Here is a 23379-nt window from a genome sequence, read left to right on the forward strand (position 1 = left end):
TAGGCAGCTATTAAGCTGCCTATTTTTATGCAGAAGAAGAAATAAAACTGAAATATTTTTTAATGTATGGTTAAATTTCGCGTTTATTGATGGAAGCAACTTGGTAGATGAAGCGCATGTACAGACCACTTTGAGCGACTAAACTGCCCGACATCACCCTTTGCATTTTTCTATCGACTGTCCAATCCAAAAATGGATACCCTATGAGCGCACTCAATCCCACCATCATTACCTTCCTGTTTTATATTATTGCCATGCTTATGATTGGGCTGTTGGCATACCGTGCAACCCGCAACTTCTCCGACTATATTTTGGGTGGTCGTCGTTTAGGAAGTCTGGTCACGGCATTATCTGCAGGCGCATCCGATATGAGTGGCTGGTTGCTCATGGGTTTGCCTGGCGCTATTTATCTGTATGGTTTGTCTGAAATGTGGATTGCCATTGGTCTGATTATAGGTGCATGGCTCAACTGGTTATTGGTTGCAGGTCGCTTACGGGTACATACTGAAGTACAAAATAATGCACTGACCTTGCCCGACTATTTTTCAAATCGCTTCAATGACCAAAAGAAAGTGCTGCGCATTGTATCTGCCTGCGTGATTTTAATTTTCTTTGCTATTTATTGCGCATCAGGCATGGTCGCAGGTGCACGCCTCTTTGAAAGCATGTTCGATCTGTCTTATAGCACAGCATTGTGGATTAGTGCGATTGCCACCATCAGCTATGTGTTTATTGGTGGCTTTTTGGCCGTCAGCTGGACAGACACCATTCAAGCAGGCCTCATGATTTTTGCACTCTTGCTCACACCAATCATCACCCTACTCAGTTTTTCAGACCTTAGCCAAGTCACTCTTGCTTTAGAAGCAGCACGCCCACAAGCCTTAAATATTATGGGAGATTTAAGTTGGGTGGCGATTCTTTCTCTGATGGCATGGGGTTTTGGCTATTTTGGACAACCACATATTTTAGTGCGTTTTATGGCCGTAGATTCTGTGAAATCTATTCCTAAAGCACGTCGTATTGGTATGACTTGGATGACCCTGTGTTTAGGCGGTGCTGTTGCAGCAGGTTTTATTGGTATCGCTTACTTCCAGCAACATCCTGAGCTTGCAAGTGTGGTCAATGCCAACCCTGAAACCGTATTTATGGAACTGACAAAAATTTTGTTTAATCCATGGGTGGCAGGTGTGGTTTTGGCTGCAATTCTAGCAGCGGTTATGAGTACCTTAAGCTGTCAACTTTTGGTCTGCTCAAGTACCTTAACCGAAGACTTTTACAAATCTTTCTTACGCAAGAATGCCTCACAGAATGAATTGGTTTGGGTCGGGCGTGGCATGGTACTGATGATTGCATTATTGGCCATTTGGATGGCAGGTAACCCTGAAGCGAAAGTACTCGGGCTAGTGTCTTATGCATGGGCAGGGTTTGGTGCTGCATTTGGTCCGCTCATCATTCTTTCTTTGTTCTGGAAACGTATGACGTTAAATGGCGCATTGGCGGGGATGGTTGTTGGTGCGGTCATGGTCATTCTTTGGAAAAACTTAGGGGCAGATACGGATGTTTACGAAATTATTCCAGGCTTTATCTGTTCATGGCTTGCAATTGTGGTGGTGAGTTTATTGGGCAAAGCACCAAGTCAGGAAGTAACAGCGCGTTTTGAACAGGCTGATCAACAATATAAAGAATTAAGTTAAGCTAAATTTATAAACCTAGATATAAAAAACCAGTGCCTTGAACTGCACTGGTTTTTTTATTGTTAAGAGGTGCTTTAAAATTCAAATCACGTCAATGAATCTGTCGTTTTCTCTACAGGTCCTTTCTTTTTCACTTTGCTAAAACGCTTGGCTGGCCAGCTCATAGTAAAACGTGCTCCGCCTAAATTTGGACTTTGATCGACTTCAATTTTACCGCCAAACCAGTACGCAATACGGCTCACTATCGACAGCCCCAAGCCATAACCACCCGATGCACGGGTACGACTGTCATCTAAACGCGCAAAGGCTTCAAAGACACGTGTGCGATCTTGTTCCGGAATTCCTGGGCCATCATCTTCCACACAAACATAGGCCATTCCTTGCGGATTAATACCACCACTGACCAACACTTTATGGTCACAGTAACGCACGGCATTGCCCACCAAGTTTTGCACCACACGGTGTAGGTAGCGGCGTTCTGCTTCCACTTCTAAAGTATCTGGTGGGGCAATCAACTGAATATCTTTCTGGGTTTTTAAGGCTTCAGTTTCAGTGGCAACCTGTTCCAAGACTTCCAGTAAAACAATCTTTTCAATTTCTAAAGATGGCATGCCCTGTTCCAGCTTGGCGTATGTCATGATCTCATCAATTAAGGTATTCAGTGCCTCAATATCTTTATCAATCATTTCCATTTGCTGTAAACGGTACTCGTAGTCATCTTCCTCTGCCAGCATTTCCATGCCAAAACGGATGCGTGCTACAGGTGTGCGCAGTTCATGCGATACCGCACGCATCAGCTCACGCTGCGCTTCAATCAAACGCTGAATATGGTCTGACATGCTGTTATAGCTAGATGCCAAACTTGCCATTTCATCGGCACCATCTACGGGTAAACGCATGTTTAAATCACCCGATTTGGTACGGTTTAAGGCATAGTTCACTTCACGAATTTTACGCTGCATTGGCAAAATCAGACCATATACACCCAAACTCAACATAAACATACTCAGTAAGGTAATCCCTGCTGCCAACTGGAATGGCATCCAGTTAAACAACGGTACAGGCCCTAAAACCAGCACTTCTGAGGGTGAGTTCGGCATTGGCGAGACAATTGAAATGGTGGTTCCACGCACTGTGGCATTGTCACGATATAAAATAATGCTATGGTCGAGTCTTAAACGCCCAATCTGTTCAGAATCGAGCGGTAATTCCTGAATATTTTTAATATTGATCGGGTAAGAAAAATGCTGCTGAATCTTGGCCAGATATTCTTTTTCTTGACCTGGGTAATACACCAAATAATCTAAAACAAAAATAGGCAATGCTTTCATTTGCCGTTCTGTAATTTTATCTGCCTTGATGTATAAATAATGATTAGGATCATCTTTCATGCCTAAAATAATATAGGCAATCATATTTTCGGCATCATAGCGCACAGCGGCTTTACGCTCTTTTATTCGTCTCAGCTCTGCGCGCGACAAATCAACTTTGTCTGCCTGCACATAGTAAATGGGCAATTCCAGCAAATCGGAAGCATCAGAAATCCAGTCTTTCTTTTGCTGTTCATTTTGCTGCCGTGCAATGCCTTCACTGATGATATATGCCATACCATCGGTCAAAGATTCACGATATTCCTGCGCACGCTGATAGTTGATAATTTGCACCAATAAGTAGCCCAGAATAGCGACTATGGCGACCAAAATTACCAACCCTGCATAAATACGCAAGAATATACTGTGTTTAAGCACTAAACCCGTCCTATGTGACTTATTTTTATATCTGAGTCAGGGTCTGACTCAGTGAAACGTAAATTACATGCCATTGGTTTCTTTGACAAATAAATAACCTTTACTGCGTACAGTTTTAATACGTTTAGGATTTTCAGGATCATCGCCAATTTTTGGACGAATACGTGAAATACGCACGTCAATTGAACGGTCTTGACCATCATATTCAATGCCACGCAGACGCTCGAAAATATCTTCACGAGACAAAATACGTCCCGCATTCGACGCCAACAACCATAACAGGTCATATTCTGCGCTGGTGAAATCAACCAAATCACCATTCAGTGTGACTGAACGACCACCGTTATCAATCACCAAGTCGTCAAACTCAATACGCTGTGCCACTTCATCTTCAGTGACTTTATCGGTACGGCGTAATAAAGCACGAATACGCGCCAATAACACACGTGGTTGAACAGGTTTTGCGACATAGTCATCTGCACCCATTTCCAGACCAAGCACCTGATCCATGTCTTCGGTACGAGCCGTAAGCATTAAAATTGGTTGATGATAATGTGGACGAACTTCACGACAAATGGTTAAACCATCTGCGCCTGGTAACATCACATCTAGCACCACAAGGTCGGGTTGCTCTGCAATAATACGGCGAATGGCACGGTTGCCATCTGGCTCTACCCCAACTTCCAAACCATTGCGAATTAAGTATTCCTGCGTAAGACGTGCAAGGCGTTCATCATCTTCAACAATTAAAATTTTTGGTAACTTTTCTTCTTGACTCATAACCTATCCCTTTATTGGATTCGACCTATCACTTTTAAAATCTGACAGATAGGTCTTTGTATAATTTGCAATATACACACGTTTACATTGTAAACAAGATGCCGTTCACCAAACTGATACATCTGCGTATTATTTTGTTATATTTTTATTAAGCATTGAATTTATAGTATTTTTCTAGTTTTAGTAATTTTTGGGCACTTTTAAGAAATATTAAGTTACAAAATGGGTATTTTTTGCACTAGATCAAGCCCTTGCTTGATTTGGAAAAATTATCTCTTAACTTTTCAAGTTATCCACAAGGTTATCTATAAGCAGTTTTTCCGAGCTTTGTTATGCTATGCCCTTGTCTGATAAGGCTTATAGCCAATAGGACAAAATTCGGTATTTTTGAGATAAATTTTAATTCAGAAAAAGTCAAAATTTAAAAAAAAAGTCAATATTGATCTACCCTCAATTTTCCCGTATCTTGTGTTCAATTCAATTTTAAACCACTAAGTCTTGTGTTTATTCCTCAAACGCTGTGGCCTAAATTTTGCCCAGTTTAAATGGTCCATAAACATAACAATAGATGACAATGGAGCTATGCTGACATGAGCGTAATCACATCAACCCCCGGTCAATTACAAGTGATTAAACGCACTGGTGATGTTGCCGCTTTCGATGCTGAAAAAATTGCAGTTGCAATTGGCAAAGCGTTTTTGGCTGTAGAAGGTCAACAAAGCGCAGACTCAAGCCGTATTCATGATCGTATCGAACAACTGACAGAAATGGTGCTGAATACGTTCAATCGCCGTTTACCGTCTGGCGGAACTATTCACATTGAAGAAATTCAAGACCAAGTTGAACTTGCGCTGATGCGTACTGGCGAACAAAAAGTTGCCCGTGCTTATGTCATCTACCGTGAACAACGCTCTGAAGCACGTAAGCAAGCTGGTGAAAATCATCACCCAACCTTACAAGTGACCGATGCCAACGGTCAGCTTAAACCACTCGACTTAGGTGCGTTAAAAGCGACAGTAAATAAAGCTGCTGAAGGTTTAGAAGGCATTGATGTAGATGCCATCATTGATGAAACCGTAAAAAATCTTTACAACGGCGTAAAAGAGTCAGACATCTCTACCACCATGATGATGGCGACCCGTACCCGTATTGAACAAGAACCAAACTATACTTATGTGACTGCGCGTTTATTGCGTAATGACTTGGTGGCAACAGGGTTAGAATTCTTGGGCTTAGCTGTAGACACTCCAGAAGGCGACGCTTTAGAAACCTTCCTGAAAAAAGGTGTAGCACTTGATTTGCTTTCTGCAGACTTGCTTGAGTTTGACCTTGCTAAACTTGCAGCTGCAATTCAGCCTGAGCGCTCAAACCAGTTTACCTATTTAGGTCTGCAAACTTTATTTGACCGTTACTTCATTCACTCAGATGGCGTACGCTTTGAACTTCCACAATTGTTCTTCATGCGTGTGTCGATGGGTCTAGCGCTCAATGAAGATGACCGTGAAGCACGTGCAATCGAGTTCTATAACTTATTGTCTAGCTTCGACTATATGGCGTCTACACCTACCCTGTTTAACTCAGGCACGCTACGTCCACAGTTATCGAGCTGTTACTTGACTACCATTTCTGATGACCTTTACAACATTTATGGCGCAATGCGAGATAACGCAATGCTGTCTAAATGGGCAGGTGGTTTAGGCAATGACTGGACACCAGTTCGTGCCTTGAACTCATACATCAAAGGTACTAACGGTAAATCTCAAGGTGTTGTGCCATTCTTAAAAGTGGCGAACGATACTGCGGTTGCGGTCAACCAAGGTGGTAAGCGTAAAGGTGCAGTATGTGCTTACTTAGAAACTTGGCACTTAGACATCGAAGAATTCCTAGAACTACGTAAAAACACGGGGGATGACCGTCGTCGTACCCATGACATGAATACAGCAAACTGGGTACCAGACTTGTTCATGCAACGTGTTTTTGAAGATGCTGAATGGACACTGTTCACGCCATCTGAAACGCCAGACTTGCACGACTTAACAGGCGAAGCCTTTGCCGAGCGTTATGCGTATTACGAAAGCATTGCCAAAGAAACCAACATGCTGCATAAGAAACTGCGTGCTAAAGACTTATGGCGCAAAATGTTATCGATGCTGTTTGAAACTGGTCACCCATGGATCACGTTCAAAGACGTATGTAACCTACGTTCACCACAACAACACGTTGGTGTAGTGCACTCATCTAACTTGTGTACAGAAATCACCCTAAACACAAACCAAGATGAAATTGCAGTATGTAACCTAGGTTCAATCAACCTTGTGCAACACGTTCAAGGCGGTGTGTTAGATCGTGAAAAACTAGCACGCACCATTAAAACTGCGGTACGTATGCTCGACAACGTCATCGACATCAACTACTACGCAGTGCCACAAGCGAAAAATTCAAACTTGAAGCATCGCCCTGTGGGTATGGGCATCATGGGCTTCCAAGATGCGCTATATGAAATGAACTTGGCTTATGGTTCAGATGCTGCGGTTGATTTTGCCGATGAGTCTATGGAAGTAATTAGCTACTACGCAATTCAAACTTCAAGTGACTTGGCAGTTGAACGTGGCACTTACGAAACATTTAAAGGTTCATTGTGGGATCAAGGCATCCTACCAATCGACTCTTTAGACATCGTAGCGAAATCACGTCCTGAACGTATGTTTGAAGTTGACCGTACTCAGCGTTTAGATTGGGACAGCCTACGTGCCAAAGTTCAAAAAGATGGTATGCGTAACTCAAACGTAATGGCTATTGCACCAACAGCAACCATTTCAAATATTTGTGGCGTTTCTCAGTCTATTGAGCCGACATTCCAGAACTTATATGTGAAATCGAATTTATCTGGTGAGTTTACGGTAATCAACCCTTATCTTGTTCGTGCATTAAAAGAGCGTGATTTGTGGGATTCTGTGATGGTTAACGACCTGAAACACTTTGAAGGTTCAGTACAAAAAATTTCACGTATTCCTGAAGAATTGAAAGCAATCTTCGCGACTGCGTTTGAAGTCGAACCACGCTGGATTGTAGATGCAGCATCACGTCGTCAAAAATGGATTGATCAGGCGCAATCGTTGAACTTGTATATTGCAGGTGCAAACGGTAAGAAACTTGACCTGACTTACAAAATGGCATGGTTACGTGGTCTGAAAACCACCTATTACCTACGTGCATTAGGTGCGACTTCTGCAGAGAAATCGACCATTAACACAGGTGCATTGAACGCAGTAAAACCTGCAACCGTAACCGCAGCCCCTGTGGCAGCCGTTGCACCAGAAGCAGCTGCAGCAGTTGATGAAGATTTTGCACAAGCAGCGCCAGTGCCAATGGCATGTTCAATTGACAACCCTGATTGTGAGGCGTGTCAGTAATTAACTAAAGGTATCTGACTCAGAAGTAAGGCTACGCCAGTAGCCTCTCTGAACTTTGACGTAAGGCTACGTTGGCAGAGTTATTTTGAGAAAATAATTATGCAAAAAAATATAGATATCTTTGGTTGGAAATACCGACCCTCTCAAAAAGAAATGCAATTAATTCAAGGCATCATTGTTTTTACTGTGATGTGCTTGATAATCCTAAAAGGGTTAACCAGTATTCTGACTCTTAGATTTTGTGGATTAAGTATTTTAGGATGCGTTGCTTATTTCGCTAAAACATTTATAAGTTGAAATTCATTCGTGGGTTTCAACCAATCTAAACATTAAAGGAAATCATCATGCCACACATGACCCACAACTATATGTTAGGACTTGCGGTCTTGCTGATTTCCTTTGTTGTATTGTTTTACGCACCGATTGCTTACTTTTGGGTGCAAGCGGTGAAACAACAGCGAAAGCAAAATAAGTCGTGAGCAGCTTGATCAGAACGTACATTTTTCAGACCAAGATGAGCAAAACTTAATTTTGCTTTCACAAATTAAGCGTATAGTAAGACATCTCAGCGTGGCTGGATGTCCATAAAAGATATAAAGCAACGAAGAGAGAATTGATATGTCTATCCTAAGTTGGGACGATTTCGAAGATGATTCGCAAAAACCGGCTGCTCCTGAACACAAGCCTGCGCCCGTCGAGCCGCAAAAAGCGCATGATCCGCAGATGGTATCTGATGCAGAGCAACCACAGACGCCTGTGGCAACTGCACAACCCGCTGCAACCGTTAGAAGTGGAACAACAGATTCAACCGATCCGTTGGCAAGAGCATCTAACGCTCTAGAACAACTGGATGTAGCTCCAGGTCTTGAAGAGCTGGAAATGGGTGCGTCACGCGTACAGGTTGATGATAAAGCCATGATCAACTGTCGTGCAGACTTAAACCAGCTTGTACCTTTCAAATACGAATGGGCATGGCAAAAATATCTAGATGGTTGTGCAAACCACTGGATGCCACAAGAAGTGAACATGAACCACGACATTGCGTTGTGGAAGTCTGAAAATGGCTTAACTGAAGATGAGCGCACTATTGTAATGCGTTCACTCGGTTTCTTCTCTACTGCAGACTCATTGGTTGCAAACAACTTGGTATTGGCTATTTATCGCCATATCACCAACCCAGAATGCCGCCAATACATTTTGCGTCAAGCATTTGAAGAAGCAATTCACACTCATGCCTACCAATACTGTATCGAGTCTTTGGGTATGGACGAAGGCGAAGTCTTCAACATGTACCGTGAAGTACCATCGGTTGCACGTAAAGCGGCATGGGGCTTGAAATACACGCAATCTTTAAGTGATCCAACTTTCAAAACTGGTACACCTGAAAACGACCAAATTTTGCTGCGCAACCTGATCGCATTCTATTGTGTACTTGAAGGTATTTTCTTCTATTGCGGTTTTAGCCAAATCTTATCGATGGGTCGTCGTAACAAAATGAATGGTGTTGCAGAGCAATTCCAGTACATTTTACGTGATGAATCTATGCACTTGAACTTTGGTATCGACATGATTAACCAAATCAAGATTGAAAACCCTCATCTATGGACAGCAGAATTCCAGCAAGAAGTAATTCAAATGATTCTTGAAGGTACTATGCTTGAAATTGAATATGCACGTGACACGATGCCACGTGGCGTATTGGGCATGAACGCAGGCATGATGGAAGAATACTTGAAATTCATCTGTAACCGTCGTTTAAGCCAGTTGGGTTTACCTGAACAGTTTGCTGGCGTAAACAACCCATTCCAATGGATGTCTGAAATGATGGACTTGCGTAAAGAGAAGAACTTCTTTGAAACGCGTGTGACGGACTATCAGACTGGTGGTGCGTTAAGCTGGTAATTTATTATAAAAATCATCCTGCAAGCTTTGCAGGATGATTTTTTTCAATTTATCACTCTAATTGCTATAGTCCAAAATAATAAATACAACTAACCAAACATCGGCTTTTATTTGAAAAATTTAGGTGTTTTATATAAAACCAAATAAGCACTTTAAAAACGACATTTAGATAATGATAAGGCGCTCATCACTAGAGCAATTAGAAAAATTTAGTTAATCCATATCATTAGGCATAAAAAGCTATAAGCATACAAAAATTGTGCTGTTAAAATAACGAATATTTATAGGTGGGGGTTACAAATATGCTAGATCATCATTTAAAACAACACCCTAGAGCGGTGTGGGTACACCTATACAGCAAACACATGCATCTGCTTGAACATCCGCAGCAAAATATAATCACAACTGTACACTCCCATTTGGAGCATGAGCATTCACAAACGCTTATTGCAGATTTTGATGCAACTGTACTCACCCTAAAGACTTTGTTAAAACAAGCCCAACGTCCGTGGTATCAGCCTGCATCTATTCTATTGTTACAAGTCAAAGAACCACTTGATCATCCACTCAGCCATTTAGAAATTCGGGCAATATCAGAAGTTGGTTATGCCGCAGGCGCAAGAGTTGTGCATGTTTACAATTCAGAAGACCATTTACTGAATCCACAACCTAAAGATTCCACCGTGTTTACCCTTGTTCAAGCATCTGCCAAATTATTTTTAGTCTTGGGTTTTTCACTGTTTTTATTTAGTATTTGGATGGATCAATAACTCCCCACAAAAAAAGCGCATATTGCGCCTTTTTTTAGATTGCCTAGTTTTAAGCAGGAATACGCAACACTTGCCCTGGGAAAATGTCATCGGCATTTTTCAGCAATGGGCGGTTAGCTTCAAAGATTTTGTTGTACTGGTTGGCATCGCCATAAAATTCTTTAGAAATTTTAGACAAAGTATCGCCCGATTTTACTGTGTAGAACTTGCTTTCTGGCTCTGGTGTTGCAACAGTGAGTTGATCATCTACTTGTGCAACGTGGTCAATATTACCTACCGCAAGAACAATTTTTTCACGGTCTGCCTGACTATTTACCTGTCCACGCACCGTAGCTAAGTCTGTCGTTGCGTTATAGCTGACCGATAAACCTGTAATTGGCAAACCTAAGCTTTTTACATGCCCCAAAAGTTTGTTGGCAATTTCTTGTGCAGAAGGTTCTGCCGGTGTGCTTGGTGCAGCTTGTGGCTCTGCAGGTGCTGTGTTTTTCTTACCAATCCCTTTTACAAAATCAAAAAGACCCATGAGGTGCTCCTATTTTCTTTTCTGCTGTTATAAAGCGTCACTCATTTGCATGAGCACGATGTTCTCATTTATTTATAACTAAAAAATAAGCCACTTCGGTTGTGATTAGACATTAGCTTGGTAACAAAATGTAAACTGCATCACATATTCAAAAACAAGCCGTTTTTCATGTTTCATTTTAAAACTCCAGCACATAAAAAAGCCACCTTGCGGTGGCTTTCATTTCAGCAGTGCTGAAATCAACAATTAACCAAGTTTTTTAGTTACGTAGTCAATTGCTGATTGAACTGTTGTGATTTCGTTAGAATCTTCGTCTGGGATTGTGATGTCAAAATCGTTTTCGAAAGACATTACAAGCTCTACTAAGTCTAAAGAGTCAGCACCTAAGTCATCCATAAAAGATGCTTCGTTTTTGATTTCTTCAGCTTTAAGACCAAGTTGTTCTGCAACCGCTTGTTTAACGCGTTGTTCGATATCGCTCACAGGAATTCTCCTCATTGCTTGTGGCGTTTTTAATGCCGTTAGTTTAATTGAATCTATAAAATTTTGAAAGTTTATACTTGAGCTTAGCTCATGTATAAACCACCATTTACGTGTAACACTGTACCAGTGATGTAACCAGCTTTGTCAGAAGCCAAGAAACTCACTGCATTTGCGATATCTTGTGGATCACCTAAACGGTTTAATGCCACTTGCTCACTCATTTTTTTGCGAATTTCTTCACTTAACTGATCTGTCATTTCAGTTGCAATAAAGCCCGGCGCAACCGAGTTTACTGTAATTTGACGACTGCCCATTTCTTTAGCAAGGCTTCGGCTGAATGCCTCAATACCAGCTTTTGCCGCAGAATAGTTGGCTTGTCCTGGGTTCGCAAAATGTGCCACCACAGAACTAATATTAATAATGCGTCCAAAACGTGCTTTGGTCATGCCTTTCAAGACACGTTTAGATAAACGGTAAACTGCTTTCAGGTGGATATTGAGAATGTCATCCCAGTCATCTTCTGACATACGCAGTAACAAATTATCTTTGGTGATGCCTGCATTGTTAACCAATACCAAAACTGAACCATAGCTTTGTTCAATGTCAGAAACTAAGGCATCAATGGCAGCACCATCACGAACATCTAAAACTTTACCTGCACCGTTTTCTGCAAAACTTGCCGATAATTTTTCTGCGCCCGCTTCAGAAGTGGCAGTACCTACCACAAAAAAACCGTCTTGAATAAGTTGCTGAGCGATGGCTGCACCAATCCCTCGGCTTGCACCTGTGACTAATGCAACTTTACGTTCTTGTGTCATGCAATTTTCCCTTCTGCCACCAAAATGGCATTTAGCGCATCTTCCATACGACTTTGTGTGTCGAGTGGGAATGCTTTTTCGATATTCGGTAAACGCTTCGCAAGATTCGCCAATACGTTGCCTGGCCCACATTCCACGATATATTCAATACCTTGATCTTGTAGATATTGCATAGTTTGTGTCCACTGCACCGATTGATACAATTGCGCAGTAAGTGCCTGACCTAATTGCGCAACATCTGCCGCGATTCCAGCGTTGACATTTTGTATTACAGGAATACGCGGTAGCTCAATGGCAGTTTGTTCCAAAGCTTGTGCAAACTGTTCTGCCGCAGGTTTCATCAATGAACAGTGCGAAGGTACAGATACAGGCAGTGCAATAGCTTTGCCACCATTTTCTTTAGCCAATGCCATCACAGCTTCGACTAAAGTTTTATCGCCTGCAATCACGACTTGGCCTTGCGCGTTGTAGTTCGCTGCTTCTACCGAGCCACGACCTTGTACATTGACTTGTTCACATAGCTCTAGCACTTTGGCATCTTCAAGACCCAAAATAGCCGCCATAGCGCCCTGCCCTTGTGGTACAGCATTTTGCATTAACTTACCACGTAAGTTCACCAATTTGACTGCATCGCCCAAGCTTAGGCTGCCTGCTGCAACCAATGCGCTGTATTCGCCTAATGAGTGCCCTGCCAAGTATTTTGGTGCAACACCACCCAGCTCTAACCACTCACGCCATAATGCGATACTTGCAGTGAGTAATACCGGCTGAGTAAATTCTGTTTGGTCTAAACCTTCACCACTTTGTGCAATGTGCCATAAGTCAAAGCCAATTGCTTCAGAGGCTTCTGCAAATGTTTCGCGCACACCGCTAAACTGTTCTGCAAGCTCAGCCAACATACCGGCTTTTTGTGAGCCTTGACCAGGAAAGACAAATGCAGTTTTAGTGGCTTGAGCTGCTTGCTCGAGTCGTTTAGCAGACATAAAAAATCCTTTAATTAAGATGCGCAAATTGTAGTTTTTAGCAGCTACAATCCACACCTTCTCATGTAAGCTCAGTTATGGAGCGAAAATTTAACACTTAATTTTGCTTTTAGTAATTGCCAAATACAACAAAAATCGGGCACAAAAAAAGGGAGCTTACGCTCCCATTTTTTCTACTAAGCTTGACGCTTAATACATCACCAATTATTCAGCATCTGCTGCTTTAGCGAATAATTGACGACCACGGTAGAAACCATCTTTAGTTACGTGGTGACGACGATGAGTTTCACCAGTAGCTTGGTCTACAGTTAATGCATTCTCGGTTAAAGCGTCATGTGAACGGCGCATGTCACGGCGAGAGCGACTTTTACGGTTTTGCTGAACGGCCATGATGGCTCCTTACAAAGATCGAAAAAATGGATCAGAACAAATTGAGTTGTCTTAACTGGAAATTATAACATAATTTTCAGTTAAGTTTACCTTTCAAACTTGCCAAAACATCAAACGGATTATCACGTTTTTCTTCAGCAATGTTCTGAATGGCAGGTTGATGCTTATGCTCGCAAGCATCATGCTTAGGAGATAAAGGCAACAACAATAACAATTCATCTTCTATAAGTGTCAGTAAATTAGCCGTCGCTGGCGAGTCATAATCGCCTTTGCTGGTGGCTTCACTTTCACCTAATACAATGAAATCAGCATCCTCATCCAAGCGCTCTATCAGTGACTCATCATCCACAAGAGCTAGATGAAAATCTGAAACGAGGTCTATTTCTACAGAACCCAAGCAACGCTGGCATTCCATTGGAACTTTCGTTTCAATATGACCATCTAGCCATGCAATGCGATGATACGCATCCATTGATAGCTTACAGTCTATGTTAACCAATTGATCATCAATTGATCCAACAGCTTCACGGGCGATACGAGCAAAGCGAGACAATGGCAGGTTACCTGACCATGTAAAGCCCTGTTCAGCCCATTTAAACGGCTCAATCTGTGCCGGAAAGGTATTTGCTGACATAATTAAGGCGGCAATTCTACAAATTCATCAGTACTCTGTCAAAGATTAAGATACAATTTTGTACTTATTTAGACAGACCAATTTTGGGTAACACAGTCATGCATCTGTTGCAGCCGCAAACAGAAGTGAATTTTTCATCACTTGTGAGCACACTTCCAACCACCAATTCTGACACTTCGCCCCCCCAAGTGCAACTCTCGGACTGGGCCAAACTGAATACAGAAGCGGAACAGGTGGACTGGCTCATCTTACACTTTAATCACTGGTTTTCCCACCTAAATGTGAACTTGGTCAAAGGTGACTTTGAACCTGAGTACTTTCCTGCAACAACAGACCAACCTGCACGAATTCAATTTGCGCATGGCTTCTTTAATAGTGCACTGCATGAAATTAGCCACTGGACCATTGCAGGTGAACAACGCCGCCTATTGTCCGATTTAGGCTATTGGTATGCCCCCGATGGTCGCACTCAAGAACAACAAGCCTTGTTTGAACAAGTCGAAATAAAGCCGCAGGCAATAGAATGGCTGTTTGCTCAAGCGTTTGGGCGTAAATTCCGCGTGTCTTTAGACAACCTGACGGGTGAAGGTGGAGATGGCAGCACTTTTAAAGACAATGTCTTTGCACAAGTGCAGCGTTATTTTAATGGCGAAGCCAAATTACCACGCGATGCAAAACGCTTGATTGAATGTATTTGTTACTGCACCCGAGGTGGCAAAACATTACAAATTGAAGAATTTGAACGTAAAAATCTAGATTAAATGCAATAAAGCATGGGGCAATGATTGCAAGTGACATCCATCCCCTTTCATAATGAAGCGACGAACACAATTACGCACTGAGGGAATTCATATGTTGCATTTAAGAGTACATCCTGAAAATCCGCAGCCGCGTCTCATCAGCCAAGCGGTTGAACGCATACGCGCGGGCGATGTGGTGGTTTATCCAACCGATGCTGCCTATGCAATTGGTTGCCAGATTGGTAACAAAAATGCGATGGAGCGCATTTCACAAATTCGTGGTTTAGGTGCCAAACACCAGTACGCCATTATTTGTGCCGATTTATCGGATATTGCCACCTACGCCAAAGTAGACAATGCCATGTATCGTCTACTAAAAAACAATACCCCAGCGGTAACGACCTTTATTTTGCCTGCGACCAGTGAAGTGCCACGTCGCTTAATGCATCCGAATAAAAAAACTATTGGTTTGCGTATTCCAAGCAACCCAATTTGCCGCATGCTGCTGAAAGAGCTGGGTGAACCTTTACTGACCAGCACCCTGATTTTACCAGGTCAGGAAGACCCATTAGATGATCCTTACGAGATTGATTTACAGCTCAGTAAACGCATAGACGTACTGATTGATGGTGGCTTAGGCACACTCAGCACCACCAGTATTGTGGACTTGTCGGGTGACAGCCCGCAAATTATGCGTCGTGGTGTGGGTGATGTGAGTGCTTTTGAATAAGCACTCCTTGATTCACATTGTATTTATTATTTTCGTGACATCATCACCCAAGAAAATACCCCTATTTATTTTTGGCTTTTTTTGACATTTGGTTGTAGAACAGATTTATTTCAACCACGATATCCTTTAGACTAGCCGCTATTAATTTTGTGCTATTTCTCTACCGCTCCTCCTATCTAAAGCGGAAATAGCGTTTGCATGCTTTTGAAAATTCGCGTGGCCCAATACTGTAATGAATCAATCCCTCCACAATGCGATGGAACCTGCCCAACACATTCGTGTGTTAGATGAATGGCAAGAGTCGATTCCAGAGGATTTATATATTCCTCCTGCAGCATTTGAAATTCTGTTAGAGCATTTCGAAGGACCACTCGACTTTCTGATTTACCTGATTCAAAAAAATGGCTTCGATTTACTCCAGTTAGATATTGCCCCTATTGCATCGCAATATCTGTCGTATATGGATGCTATGAAATCACTGAATATTGAGCTCACTGCTGACTATATGGTGATGGCTGCACTATTGGCCGACTTAAAATCACGGCTGTTATTGCCAAAAGCACCAAGCGCCAGTGCAATTGAGAAAGACCCGAAACAAGAACTGATTGACCGCCTAGAAACATATTTAAGAGTCAAGCAAGCGGCGGAACGCCTTGGGCAAATGCCAGTTTTAGAACGTGATACCTTTGCCACCAATGTTGGCTTAGGACACACTGCTGTGAATAATGTCGGCTATGCGGCCGATCAATTACGTGATGCGTTGTTCTGCATTTTTAACCGTCCTGAACCTGTGACCCATCAAATTTTGCAAGAACCTGTTTTGCTCGAAGAACGAATTGCGTTTATTGAAGCTAAACTCGCCTCGGGTGAAATTCTCAGTTTTGATGCGCTACTCAAGCCAAGTCAGGGGCGAATGGGTATGGTGGTGACGTTTATGGCTATTTTAGAACTGACTCGCCAGCAGAAGGTATGCATTGTGAGCAGTGGTATTGAAGCACCATTGAGTATTCAAGGGGCGCAGGCATGAACTCAGAACAGATTGTTTCAAACCTGTCTGAAGGTGAGCAACAGCATGAATTGCTAATGCAACTTGAAGCTATTATTTTTGCCAGTGATAGCGCAGTGTCTTTGGCGCGCCTAAAAGAAGCCTTTCAGGATAAATATAGCAAAACACAATTACGTCAGTTTTTACAACAACTTGCCATGCTACAACATGGTCGCTCGATTGAACTGATCGAAACCGCTCAAGGTTTTCGTTTTCAGGTACGGGCAAAGTATCGTACAATTATCACACAGGTGTGGCCTGAACGTCCGACTAGACTTTCACCCTCTATGCTGGAAATATTGGCCGTGATTGCCTACCACCAGCCTGTGACCCGTGCAGATATTGAACAAATTCGCGGAGTATCAAACAATAGTCAAATTTTACGTACATTGTTTGACTGGAACTGGATTAAGGAATCTGGCTTTCGAGAACTCCCAGGAAGACCTGCGTTGTTAGTTACAACGCCCCAATTTTTAAATGCGTTTGGCTTGAATTCCTTAAGCCAATTGCCTCCCCTACAGGATGCCAAGGAAGCTTTCATGGCACTCGATGCATCTGCGTCTGTGTCTTGAATAGGTAAACTGTTGATGATCATTTCTAAGGTTGTGCTGTCATGAGTGAAAAGTTGCAAAAGGTACTCGCACGAGTAGGCTTGGGTTCTCGCCGTTATATGGAAGAAGTCATTGCCGCTGGTCGTGTGAGTGTCAACGGCCAAGTTGCCCAAGTGGGTGAACGAATCGAACCAGGTGATGAGCTTCGCATCGATGGTCGTAAAGTTCAGTTCCAAATTGAAGATGAAATTCGTCGTCGTGTTCTGATTTATTACAAACCAGAAGGCGAAATTTGCTCACGCAATGACCCAGAACAGCGCCCAACTGTATTTGACAACCTACCTGCAATTGCAAATGATCGCTGGGTGATGGTTGGTCGTCTGGATATTAACTCGACAGGCTTATTGTTATTTACCAATGACGGTGAACTCGCCAACCGTTTAATGCACCCATCTAACGAAATTGAACGTGAATATGCGGTTCGCGTTATGGGTGAAGTGACGCCACAACTGAAAAACAACATGCTGCGCGGTGTCGTGCTAGATGACGGCCCTGCCAAGTTTGAATCTTTCTCTGAAATTGGCGGTGATGGTATTAACCGCTGGTATCAAGTGGTGGTTAAAGAAGGGCGTAACCGTGAGGTTCGCCGTATTTTTGAATCACAAGGTTTGAAAGTCAGCCGCTTATTACGTACTCGTTACGGTACCGTGATTTTACCGCGTGAATTGCGTACAGGTCGCTGGATGGAATTAGATAAAAATGACATCGACAACCTTGCCAAAGCGGTAGAACTTAAACCACGTCAAGGCACAGGTTTGTATGGCATGGCAAAACGCCGCAATGAACGTATGCAGGAAAAACCATTAGCAGCACGTCGTGGTGGTTTCTTGCGTCAGCAACGCCGTGACACCGAAGAAGCTGCGCAAAATACAGGTTTTGTAGCACCGCGTGAACGTCGTCAAGATGGCAATAGCTATGCAAACCGTGAACCACGTCAGGATGCTAACAGCTATGGCAACCGTGAGCGTCGTGAAGGCAACCAATATGCTCAGCGTGAACGCCGTCAGGATGGCAATAGCTACGGTAACCGTGACTATCGTCAAGAAGGTAATAGCTACGGCAACCGTGAACGTCGCCAAGACGGTAACAGCTACGGCAATCGTGAGCAGCGCCAAGACGGTAACAGTTATGGCAACCGTGAACGCCGTGACGAAAATGCACCACGTAAACCGTTTGGCAATAAAAGCTTTAAAAAGTTTTAAGCTTTCAATATCAAAACTGAAAACTTAATACGCAACAAAAAGCCACTTTCACAGTGGCTTTTTGCATTTTGGACTGAAGTACATTCAGACTGCTGTTTAAAGCTTTTCAAATCAAAATTCAGCAGCTGCTAATACAGGAATCTCAATCCACTGTGCATTCGGGAAGCTATGAGCCAAATAATTTTTTAAATACTTGGCAGTATCCTGCGAAATTAAAGGGTCTTGCAATTCATCATTTAAGTTATAGGCCAGTGCATACAAGTTCAAACCACGTGTTTTTAAAGCTTCCAAACTGAGCAAAGTGTGGTTGATACTACCCAAACGCCCAGAACTCACCAAAATAACAGGATATTGTTTTTGCTCAATATAGTCGATGGTGAGTAAATCTGTGGTCAGCGGCACCATTAAACCACCTGCACCTTCTAATAACACCGCATCATACTTGGCTGCCAATTGTTCAGTTGCTGCTGCAATTTTGGCAAAATCAATCTCTCGACCATCAATTTGTGTCGCCAAATGCGGTGAAGCAGGATAGCTAAAAATTTCAGGCATGGTCAGCTTGTCATCATCTTCAGGTAACCATTCACTGCCCATAATTTTACGGTGCTGCTCAATATCTTCAGAAATATGCTGATTGCCCGTTTGAATCAATTTTTGAGTGATGGTACGGATGCCTTGTGCATTCATGGTCTTGGCCAAATAGCCTGTGGCATAAGTTTTACCAATACCTGTGTCTATACCACTGACAAAGTACACTTGGGCGGTCATGGCATTCTCCGTGCAAGACAATAAATAGGATGATAGGTCAATGTATAGCTTTTTGGCAGGGTGGGATGCTGCTGACTAAATTGTTCATAGCCCTGATAAAAATGCATTAAACTGGCTTTGCTCCAACGCTGACCTTGCGCGGTGCCTGTCACCCCTGTGGCTTTTAAATGCTGTAAAACTTGTTTGGGATGCTGAAAATTCAGTTGCTGTAATTGCTCTGAACAATGTAGCACTTCAAAGCCTTGCTGTTGCAGCAGTTGTTGTAACTCAGCTGCACTGAAATAGTCTAAGCCCTGCCCTGTTAGTTGCTTCATTTCCATCAAGTTTTGAGGGCCAAATGTCGAAAAGCACAAATATCCATGTGGTATTAACGCTTGATGGGCCTTGTGTAGTAACGCAGCTAGGTCTTCAACCCATTGCAGGGCTGAACTGGAACAAATTAAATCCAACGACTCAGGAAAAGCCAACTGTTCAATATCGCCAATTAAACCGTGAATGTGTGTTGTTGTATGCGGCAAGTGCAGATAAGGCTGTAAAACTTCAGTATATAAGTCATTTAAAGTCAGCTGCTGAATATCAAACTTGCTTAACAACAAGTCAGTCAAATTGCCTGAACCACAACCGATTTCAAGTACATGCGATAGTGCTGTGCAAGGCTGTGTATGACTTGAGTGCTGCACAAAACATTGCTGCATTTTAGTGATTAAATGCTGACAAATTTGCTGCTGTACCACCGCATGCGATTTATAACTTGCATGTGCCCGGGCAAAACGCTGTGCGACCTGTGCTTTATCTATACTCATGCCAAGATACTCAAAGCATGCTCAGCAACGGCGCTAAGTCTGTTGTTTCAAATTGCGTATTTAAACAAATGCGCAAACGTGAACTGCCTTGCGGTACGGTGGGTGGGCGCACAGGCATCACATAAAAACCTGCGGCCTGTAATTGTTGAGCTTTAGTTACGGTTGCACTGGAGTCGCCGATAATCACAGGAACAATTTGTGAGCTAGATGGACACGCAAAGCCTTGTGCACGAATCCCCTGCTGCATATATTGGCTCAAGGCAGCCAAATGCTGACGCTGTGCCTGCATTTGCACAATGTGCTTGAGCATGAATTGTGTCCATGCCATACAAACAGGTGGTTGTGCGGTACTGAAAATTAGTGGACGCATCCGATTAATTAAGTAATCACGGATAATCGGATCACAAATCAAATATCCCCCAATCGAAGCAACGGCTTTACCAAAAGTCCCGACCAGAAAATCAATTGCATCAATCACGCCATATTGTTCAGCACAACCTAAACCTTGCACGCCACGTACGCCAATGGCGTGTGCTTCATCTACATATAACATGACTTTGGCAAATTGCTGTTTAAGCGCCACTAAAGCGGCTAAATCAGTTTCATCGCCATCCATACTAAAAATGGATTCGGTCACCACAATAATGCGTTCATAATTATCATCGGCATGATATTGGCTGAGCAATTGCTGCAAATGTGCCAAATCATTATGGCGATAACGCAAATATTTGGCAGATGACAAGCGAATCCCATCAATCATGCTGGCATGTACCAGTTTATCGGCCAAAATGAGCGTTTTTGCATCTGCTAAGGCGGGTAAGATACCAATATTCATGTGATAACCGCTGTTAAACAGCAAGGCGGCACGTCCATGAAATAATTGACTCAGCTCGGCTTCAAGCTGTTCATAGGCAGGGAAATTTCCTGTTAACAAACGTGATGAAGATGCACTCATCAAGCGTTCAGTATTTGGCGTTTCATCAAAAAACTGTTCACGCAAGCGCAAGTCAGAGGCCAAACCCAAATAATCATTGGAAGATAAGTTCAGCATGTGTTGTTGCTGAATTTCAATCATTTTGCCGTGTTGCTGATTACTGCGAAATTGACGAAAATTACCTTGCTGACGAAGTTGATCGAGCTGTTCTGCGTAGTGGTCAAGTAAATTCATGCGTCTGCTTCCTGCATTTCACACACTACGGCTACCAGCTGCTGCAACAACGTATCCAACTCTTGTGCTGTAATCACATACGGTGGCATCACATATACCAATTTTCCAAATGGACGTACCCAAATACCACGTTGCACGAATTGTTGTTGTAGACGTTGCATATCTACCGCATGTTTCAACTCCACGACACCAATAGCACCAAGTACCCGCACATCCTGCACCCATGCCAAATTCGCTAATGGCGTTAAATGCTGTTCAAGTTGCTGCTGAATACGTTGAATATTGGCTTGCCAGTCTTGTGACAATAATAATTGAGTGCTTTTTAGCGCAACCGCACAGGCCAATGGATTGCCCATAAAGGTCGGGCCGTGCATAAACACACCTGCTTCACCTTGCGAAATCGTTTCTGCCACCTGTTTTGTGGCCAAGGTTGCAGACAAAGTCATATAACCGCCTGTCAGTCCTTTGCCTATGCACATAATATCGGGTTCGACCTGTGCATGTTCCCACGCAAAGAGCTTGCCTGTACGCCCAAACCCTGTAGCAATTTCATCAAAAATTAGCAGAACATTATATTGTTCGCAGAGCAATTTAGCCTGACGCAAATATTCGGGATGATAAAAGCGCATACCGCCTGCACCTTGCACAATTGGCTCAATAATCATGGCAGCAATATTGTGATGCTGGTCTGCCAAACTTTGCGCCAGCTCTGCAATATCGTCAGGATTCCACTCTTGATCAAATGCGACTTGCGGTGCGGAAACAAAATAACGCTGTGCCAGACTTGAGCCAAAAACCTGATGCATCCCTGTGACAGGGTCACAGACTGACATGGCATTCCATGTATCGCCATGATAGCCAGAACGAGTGGTAATAAAGTTGGTTTTTTCAGGCTTGCCTTGTGCAGTCCAATATTGCACGGCCATTTTCAAGGCGACTTCTACCGCAACTGAACCTGAATCTGCATAAAAAATTTTATCTAAACTTGGTGGCGTGATTTGCAGTAACAAACGCCCAAGTTCAATGGCTGGGCTGTGAGTTAAACCACCAAACATGATATGTGCCATGTTGTCGAGTTGTTCTGTGACAGCACGGTTCAGTTCAGGATGATTATAACCATGAATCGCGCACCACCACGATGACATACCATCAATCAATTGACGACCATCTTCAAGTTCAATGGTGCTGCCAAATGCCCGCTTTACTTTGAAAGTCGGCAGCGGCTGAGTCATAGAGGTATAAGGATGCCAAAGATGTTCACGATCAAAAACCAAATCCATCTGTTCTGTCATCCTGTCCTCATCCTTGAAATTACAAAACTAAGCTGTCGTAAATCTTAAACCTGTCTGCCTGCAAAATAAATTGCGAGATTTGTCACTTATCCCTGAGTTGACGGATTTTTCTGTAAATATTGGCAGATTTTGCTAGTCAGCTCATCTGCATGGAACAATGGCAGCCCATGCGAGCCTGATATAACATCTACACTTAAGAACTTTGCAGCTAAATTTTGAAGTTTAGTAGCAACTTTGCAATCAACTAAAACATCTTGCTCGGCAAAAATATGGTACTGCTGACCTACATACTGTTGTAGCTTATTCACCAAGTTTAGGTTTTCCAGTAAAGCCAAACCGTGTTTGAGTAAAGATTGAGGCTGTGCCTGCACCAAACTTTGCAATTGCAGCAAATCGGTTTTACTGCTGCTGACACCCTGACACACCATAAAACCAAATCGCTTTAACGTCAGAATTGGGTCTTGTTCAAAAGATTGTTTAAATTGAGTAAAAGTCGCTGAAGGCATAGCGGTATCCCACCCTGCGTGTGCCACAAAACACGGATTAGACGCAATCGTGATTAAGGTTTTATATTCTGCATATTGATGGGCAATCGCATCGACCAGTAGTGTTGCCAATTGACCGCCGAGTGACCAGCCCATAATCACATCAAACTGGCGTGCCAATTCCACCTGTTGCTGTAACACTTGTGCATCGGCAGCGTTAAAAATATTGATCAGTTCAACCCGAAAACCTTGTGCAATCAAAGCTTGCTGCAATGGGTTCAATAAAGCAGTGCCACCGCCCCAGCCCGTAATCAATAAAATTTGTTGTTGCACGCTGCTTACTCTCAAATTGAAAAATAGCTTCAGTATACCCAATCTGCTCAGCCATCATAGCTTG

Annotated in this window: 22 protein-coding genes and 1 pseudogene; 10 read left to right on the forward strand and 13 right to left on the reverse strand. The window is 42.9% G+C overall.

Translation table 11 applies throughout. From position 1 onward, the window contains the following. Positions 1–203: 203 nt before the first annotated feature. Positions 204–1694, forward strand: a complete 1491-nt coding sequence (putP, locus tag ACNS8M_RS10740; RefSeq protein ID WP_168541625.1) for a sodium/proline symporter PutP — start codon at positions 204–206, stop codon at positions 1692–1694. Between the two features lie 86 nt (positions 1695–1780). Here the strand turns inward: putP and bfmS are convergent, their stop codons facing one another. Further along, positions 1781–3442 (reverse strand): sensor histidine kinase BfmS, encoded by a 1662-nt coding sequence (gene bfmS, locus ACNS8M_RS10745; protein ID WP_323126713.1) that lies wholly within the window; start codon positions 3440–3442, stop codon positions 1781–1783. Between the two features lie 63 nt (positions 3443–3505). Continuing rightward, positions 3506–4222 carry a response regulator transcription factor BfmR gene (bfmR, locus tag ACNS8M_RS10750; protein ID WP_168419339.1) on the reverse strand — a complete coding sequence of 239 codons (717 nt, stop codon included), beginning with the start codon at positions 4220–4222 and terminating at the stop codon, positions 3506–3508. Between the two features lie 590 nt (positions 4223–4812). Between bfmR and ACNS8M_RS10755 the strand changes: the two genes are divergently transcribed. The 4 genes from ACNS8M_RS10755 to ACNS8M_RS10770 all read left to right on the forward strand — a co-directional run bounded on the left by ACNS8M_RS10755 (position 4813) and on the right by ACNS8M_RS10770 (position 10307). Then, positions 4813–7635 carry a ribonucleoside-diphosphate reductase subunit alpha gene (locus tag ACNS8M_RS10755; protein WP_168541623.1) on the forward strand — a complete coding sequence of 941 codons (2823 nt, stop codon included), beginning with the start codon at positions 4813–4815 and terminating at the stop codon, positions 7633–7635. A gap of 344 nt (positions 7636–7979) precedes the next feature. Beyond that, the gene (locus ACNS8M_RS10760; protein WP_265087825.1) at positions 7980–8114 is read left to right on the forward strand and encodes a hypothetical protein; all 135 of its coding nucleotides are present in this window, start codon (positions 7980–7982) and stop codon (positions 8112–8114) included. A gap of 139 nt (positions 8115–8253) precedes the next feature. Continuing rightward, on the forward strand, positions 8254–9537 hold the full coding sequence (locus tag ACNS8M_RS10765) for a ribonucleotide-diphosphate reductase subunit beta (RefSeq protein ID WP_168419341.1): 1284 nt from the start codon (positions 8254–8256) through the stop codon (positions 9535–9537). 302 nt (positions 9538–9839) lie between these two features. Next, the gene (locus ACNS8M_RS10770; RefSeq protein ID WP_168541621.1) at positions 9840–10307 is read left to right on the forward strand and encodes a hypothetical protein; all 468 of its coding nucleotides are present in this window, start codon (positions 9840–9842) and stop codon (positions 10305–10307) included. A gap of 49 nt (positions 10308–10356) precedes the next feature. On the opposite strand, the gene lysM is transcribed toward ACNS8M_RS10770, so the two are convergent. The 6 genes from lysM to ACNS8M_RS10800 all read right to left on the reverse strand — a co-directional run bounded on the left by lysM (position 10357) and on the right by ACNS8M_RS10800 (position 14138). Further along, the gene (gene lysM / locus ACNS8M_RS10775; protein WP_168418821.1) at positions 10357–10830 is read right to left on the reverse strand and encodes a peptidoglycan-binding protein LysM; all 474 of its coding nucleotides are present in this window, start codon (positions 10828–10830) and stop codon (positions 10357–10359) included. Between the two features lie 246 nt (positions 10831–11076). Further along, the gene (acpP, locus tag ACNS8M_RS10780) at positions 11077–11313 is read right to left on the reverse strand and encodes an acyl carrier protein (protein ID WP_001279871.1); all 237 of its coding nucleotides are present in this window, start codon (positions 11311–11313) and stop codon (positions 11077–11079) included. 83 nt (positions 11314–11396) lie between these two features. Then, complete coding sequence (gene fabG, locus ACNS8M_RS10785; RefSeq protein ID WP_019837736.1) at positions 11397–12131, reverse strand: 3-oxoacyl-ACP reductase FabG; 735 nt, start codon at positions 12129–12131, stop codon at positions 11397–11399. Further along, entirely contained in the window at positions 12128–13114 is a 987-nt protein-coding gene (gene fabD, locus ACNS8M_RS10790) for an ACP S-malonyltransferase (protein ID WP_168541619.1), read from the reverse strand. The genes fabG and fabD overlap by 4 nt, the downstream gene beginning before the upstream one ends. 204 nt (positions 13115–13318) lie before the next feature. Continuing rightward, complete coding sequence (rpmF, locus tag ACNS8M_RS10795; RefSeq protein ID WP_000290730.1) at positions 13319–13504, reverse strand: 50S ribosomal protein L32; 186 nt, start codon at positions 13502–13504, stop codon at positions 13319–13321. A gap of 76 nt (positions 13505–13580) precedes the next feature. Continuing rightward, the gene (locus tag ACNS8M_RS10800; protein WP_104853113.1) at positions 13581–14138 is read right to left on the reverse strand and encodes a YceD family protein; all 558 of its coding nucleotides are present in this window, start codon (positions 14136–14138) and stop codon (positions 13581–13583) included. A gap of 98 nt (positions 14139–14236) precedes the next feature. On the opposite strand from ACNS8M_RS10800, the gene ACNS8M_RS10805 reads away from it, so the two are divergent. The 5 genes and pseudogenes from ACNS8M_RS10805 to rluB form a co-directional block, all read left to right on the forward strand. Further along, a complete protein-coding gene (locus ACNS8M_RS10805) occupies positions 14237–14899 on the forward strand; it encodes an elongation factor P hydroxylase (protein WP_104853112.1) in 663 nt (220 codons plus the stop codon). A 91-nt stretch (positions 14900–14990) separates the two neighbouring features. Next, the gene (locus tag ACNS8M_RS10810) at positions 14991–15608 is read left to right on the forward strand and encodes an L-threonylcarbamoyladenylate synthase (RefSeq protein WP_168418820.1); all 618 of its coding nucleotides are present in this window, start codon (positions 14991–14993) and stop codon (positions 15606–15608) included. Between the two features lie 232 nt (positions 15609–15840). After that, positions 15841–16635, forward strand: coding sequence for a segregation and condensation protein A (locus ACNS8M_RS10815; protein ID WP_178319277.1), 795 nt, complete (start codon positions 15841–15843; stop codon positions 16633–16635). After that, positions 16632–17225 (forward strand): SMC-Scp complex subunit ScpB, encoded by a 594-nt coding sequence (gene scpB / locus ACNS8M_RS10820; RefSeq protein WP_168525103.1) that lies wholly within the window; start codon positions 16632–16634, stop codon positions 17223–17225. Before ACNS8M_RS10815 ends, scpB begins: the two co-directional genes overlap by 4 nt. A gap of 41 nt (positions 17226–17266) precedes the next feature. Further along, positions 17267–18139: pseudogene (gene rluB, locus ACNS8M_RS10825) on the forward strand (23S rRNA pseudouridine(2605) synthase RluB); the annotation flags it as partial. Positions 18140–18577: 438 nt separating this feature from the next. Here rluB and bioD read toward each other — a convergent pair. The 5 genes from bioD to ACNS8M_RS10850 all read right to left on the reverse strand — a co-directional run bounded on the left by bioD (position 18578) and on the right by ACNS8M_RS10850 (position 23315). Next, positions 18578–19234 (reverse strand): dethiobiotin synthase, encoded by a 657-nt coding sequence (gene bioD / locus ACNS8M_RS10830; RefSeq protein WP_168525107.1) that lies wholly within the window; start codon positions 19232–19234, stop codon positions 18578–18580. Beyond that, entirely contained in the window at positions 19231–20037 is an 807-nt protein-coding gene (gene bioC, locus ACNS8M_RS10835) for a malonyl-ACP O-methyltransferase BioC (RefSeq protein ID WP_168541615.1), read from the reverse strand. Before bioC ends, bioD begins: the two co-directional genes overlap by 4 nt. Before the next feature lie 10 nt (positions 20038–20047). Further along, positions 20048–21205 carry an 8-amino-7-oxononanoate synthase gene (locus tag ACNS8M_RS10840; RefSeq protein WP_168418815.1) on the reverse strand — a complete coding sequence of 386 codons (1158 nt, stop codon included), beginning with the start codon at positions 21203–21205 and terminating at the stop codon, positions 20048–20050. Further along, on the reverse strand, positions 21202–22485 hold the full coding sequence (gene bioA / locus ACNS8M_RS10845; RefSeq protein WP_416240597.1) for an adenosylmethionine--8-amino-7-oxononanoate transaminase: 1284 nt from the start codon (positions 22483–22485) through the stop codon (positions 21202–21204). Before bioA ends, ACNS8M_RS10840 begins: the two co-directional genes overlap by 4 nt. A 98-nt stretch (positions 22486–22583) precedes the next feature. Next, positions 22584–23315, reverse strand: coding sequence for a hydrolase (locus ACNS8M_RS10850; protein WP_168418813.1), 732 nt, complete (start codon positions 23313–23315; stop codon positions 22584–22586). Positions 23316–23379: the final 64 nt, after the last annotated feature.

Origin of the sequence: Acinetobacter sp. A2, from assembly GCF_048537555.1 — a bacterium.
Taxonomy (GTDB): Bacteria; Pseudomonadota; Gammaproteobacteria; order Pseudomonadales; family Moraxellaceae; genus Acinetobacter.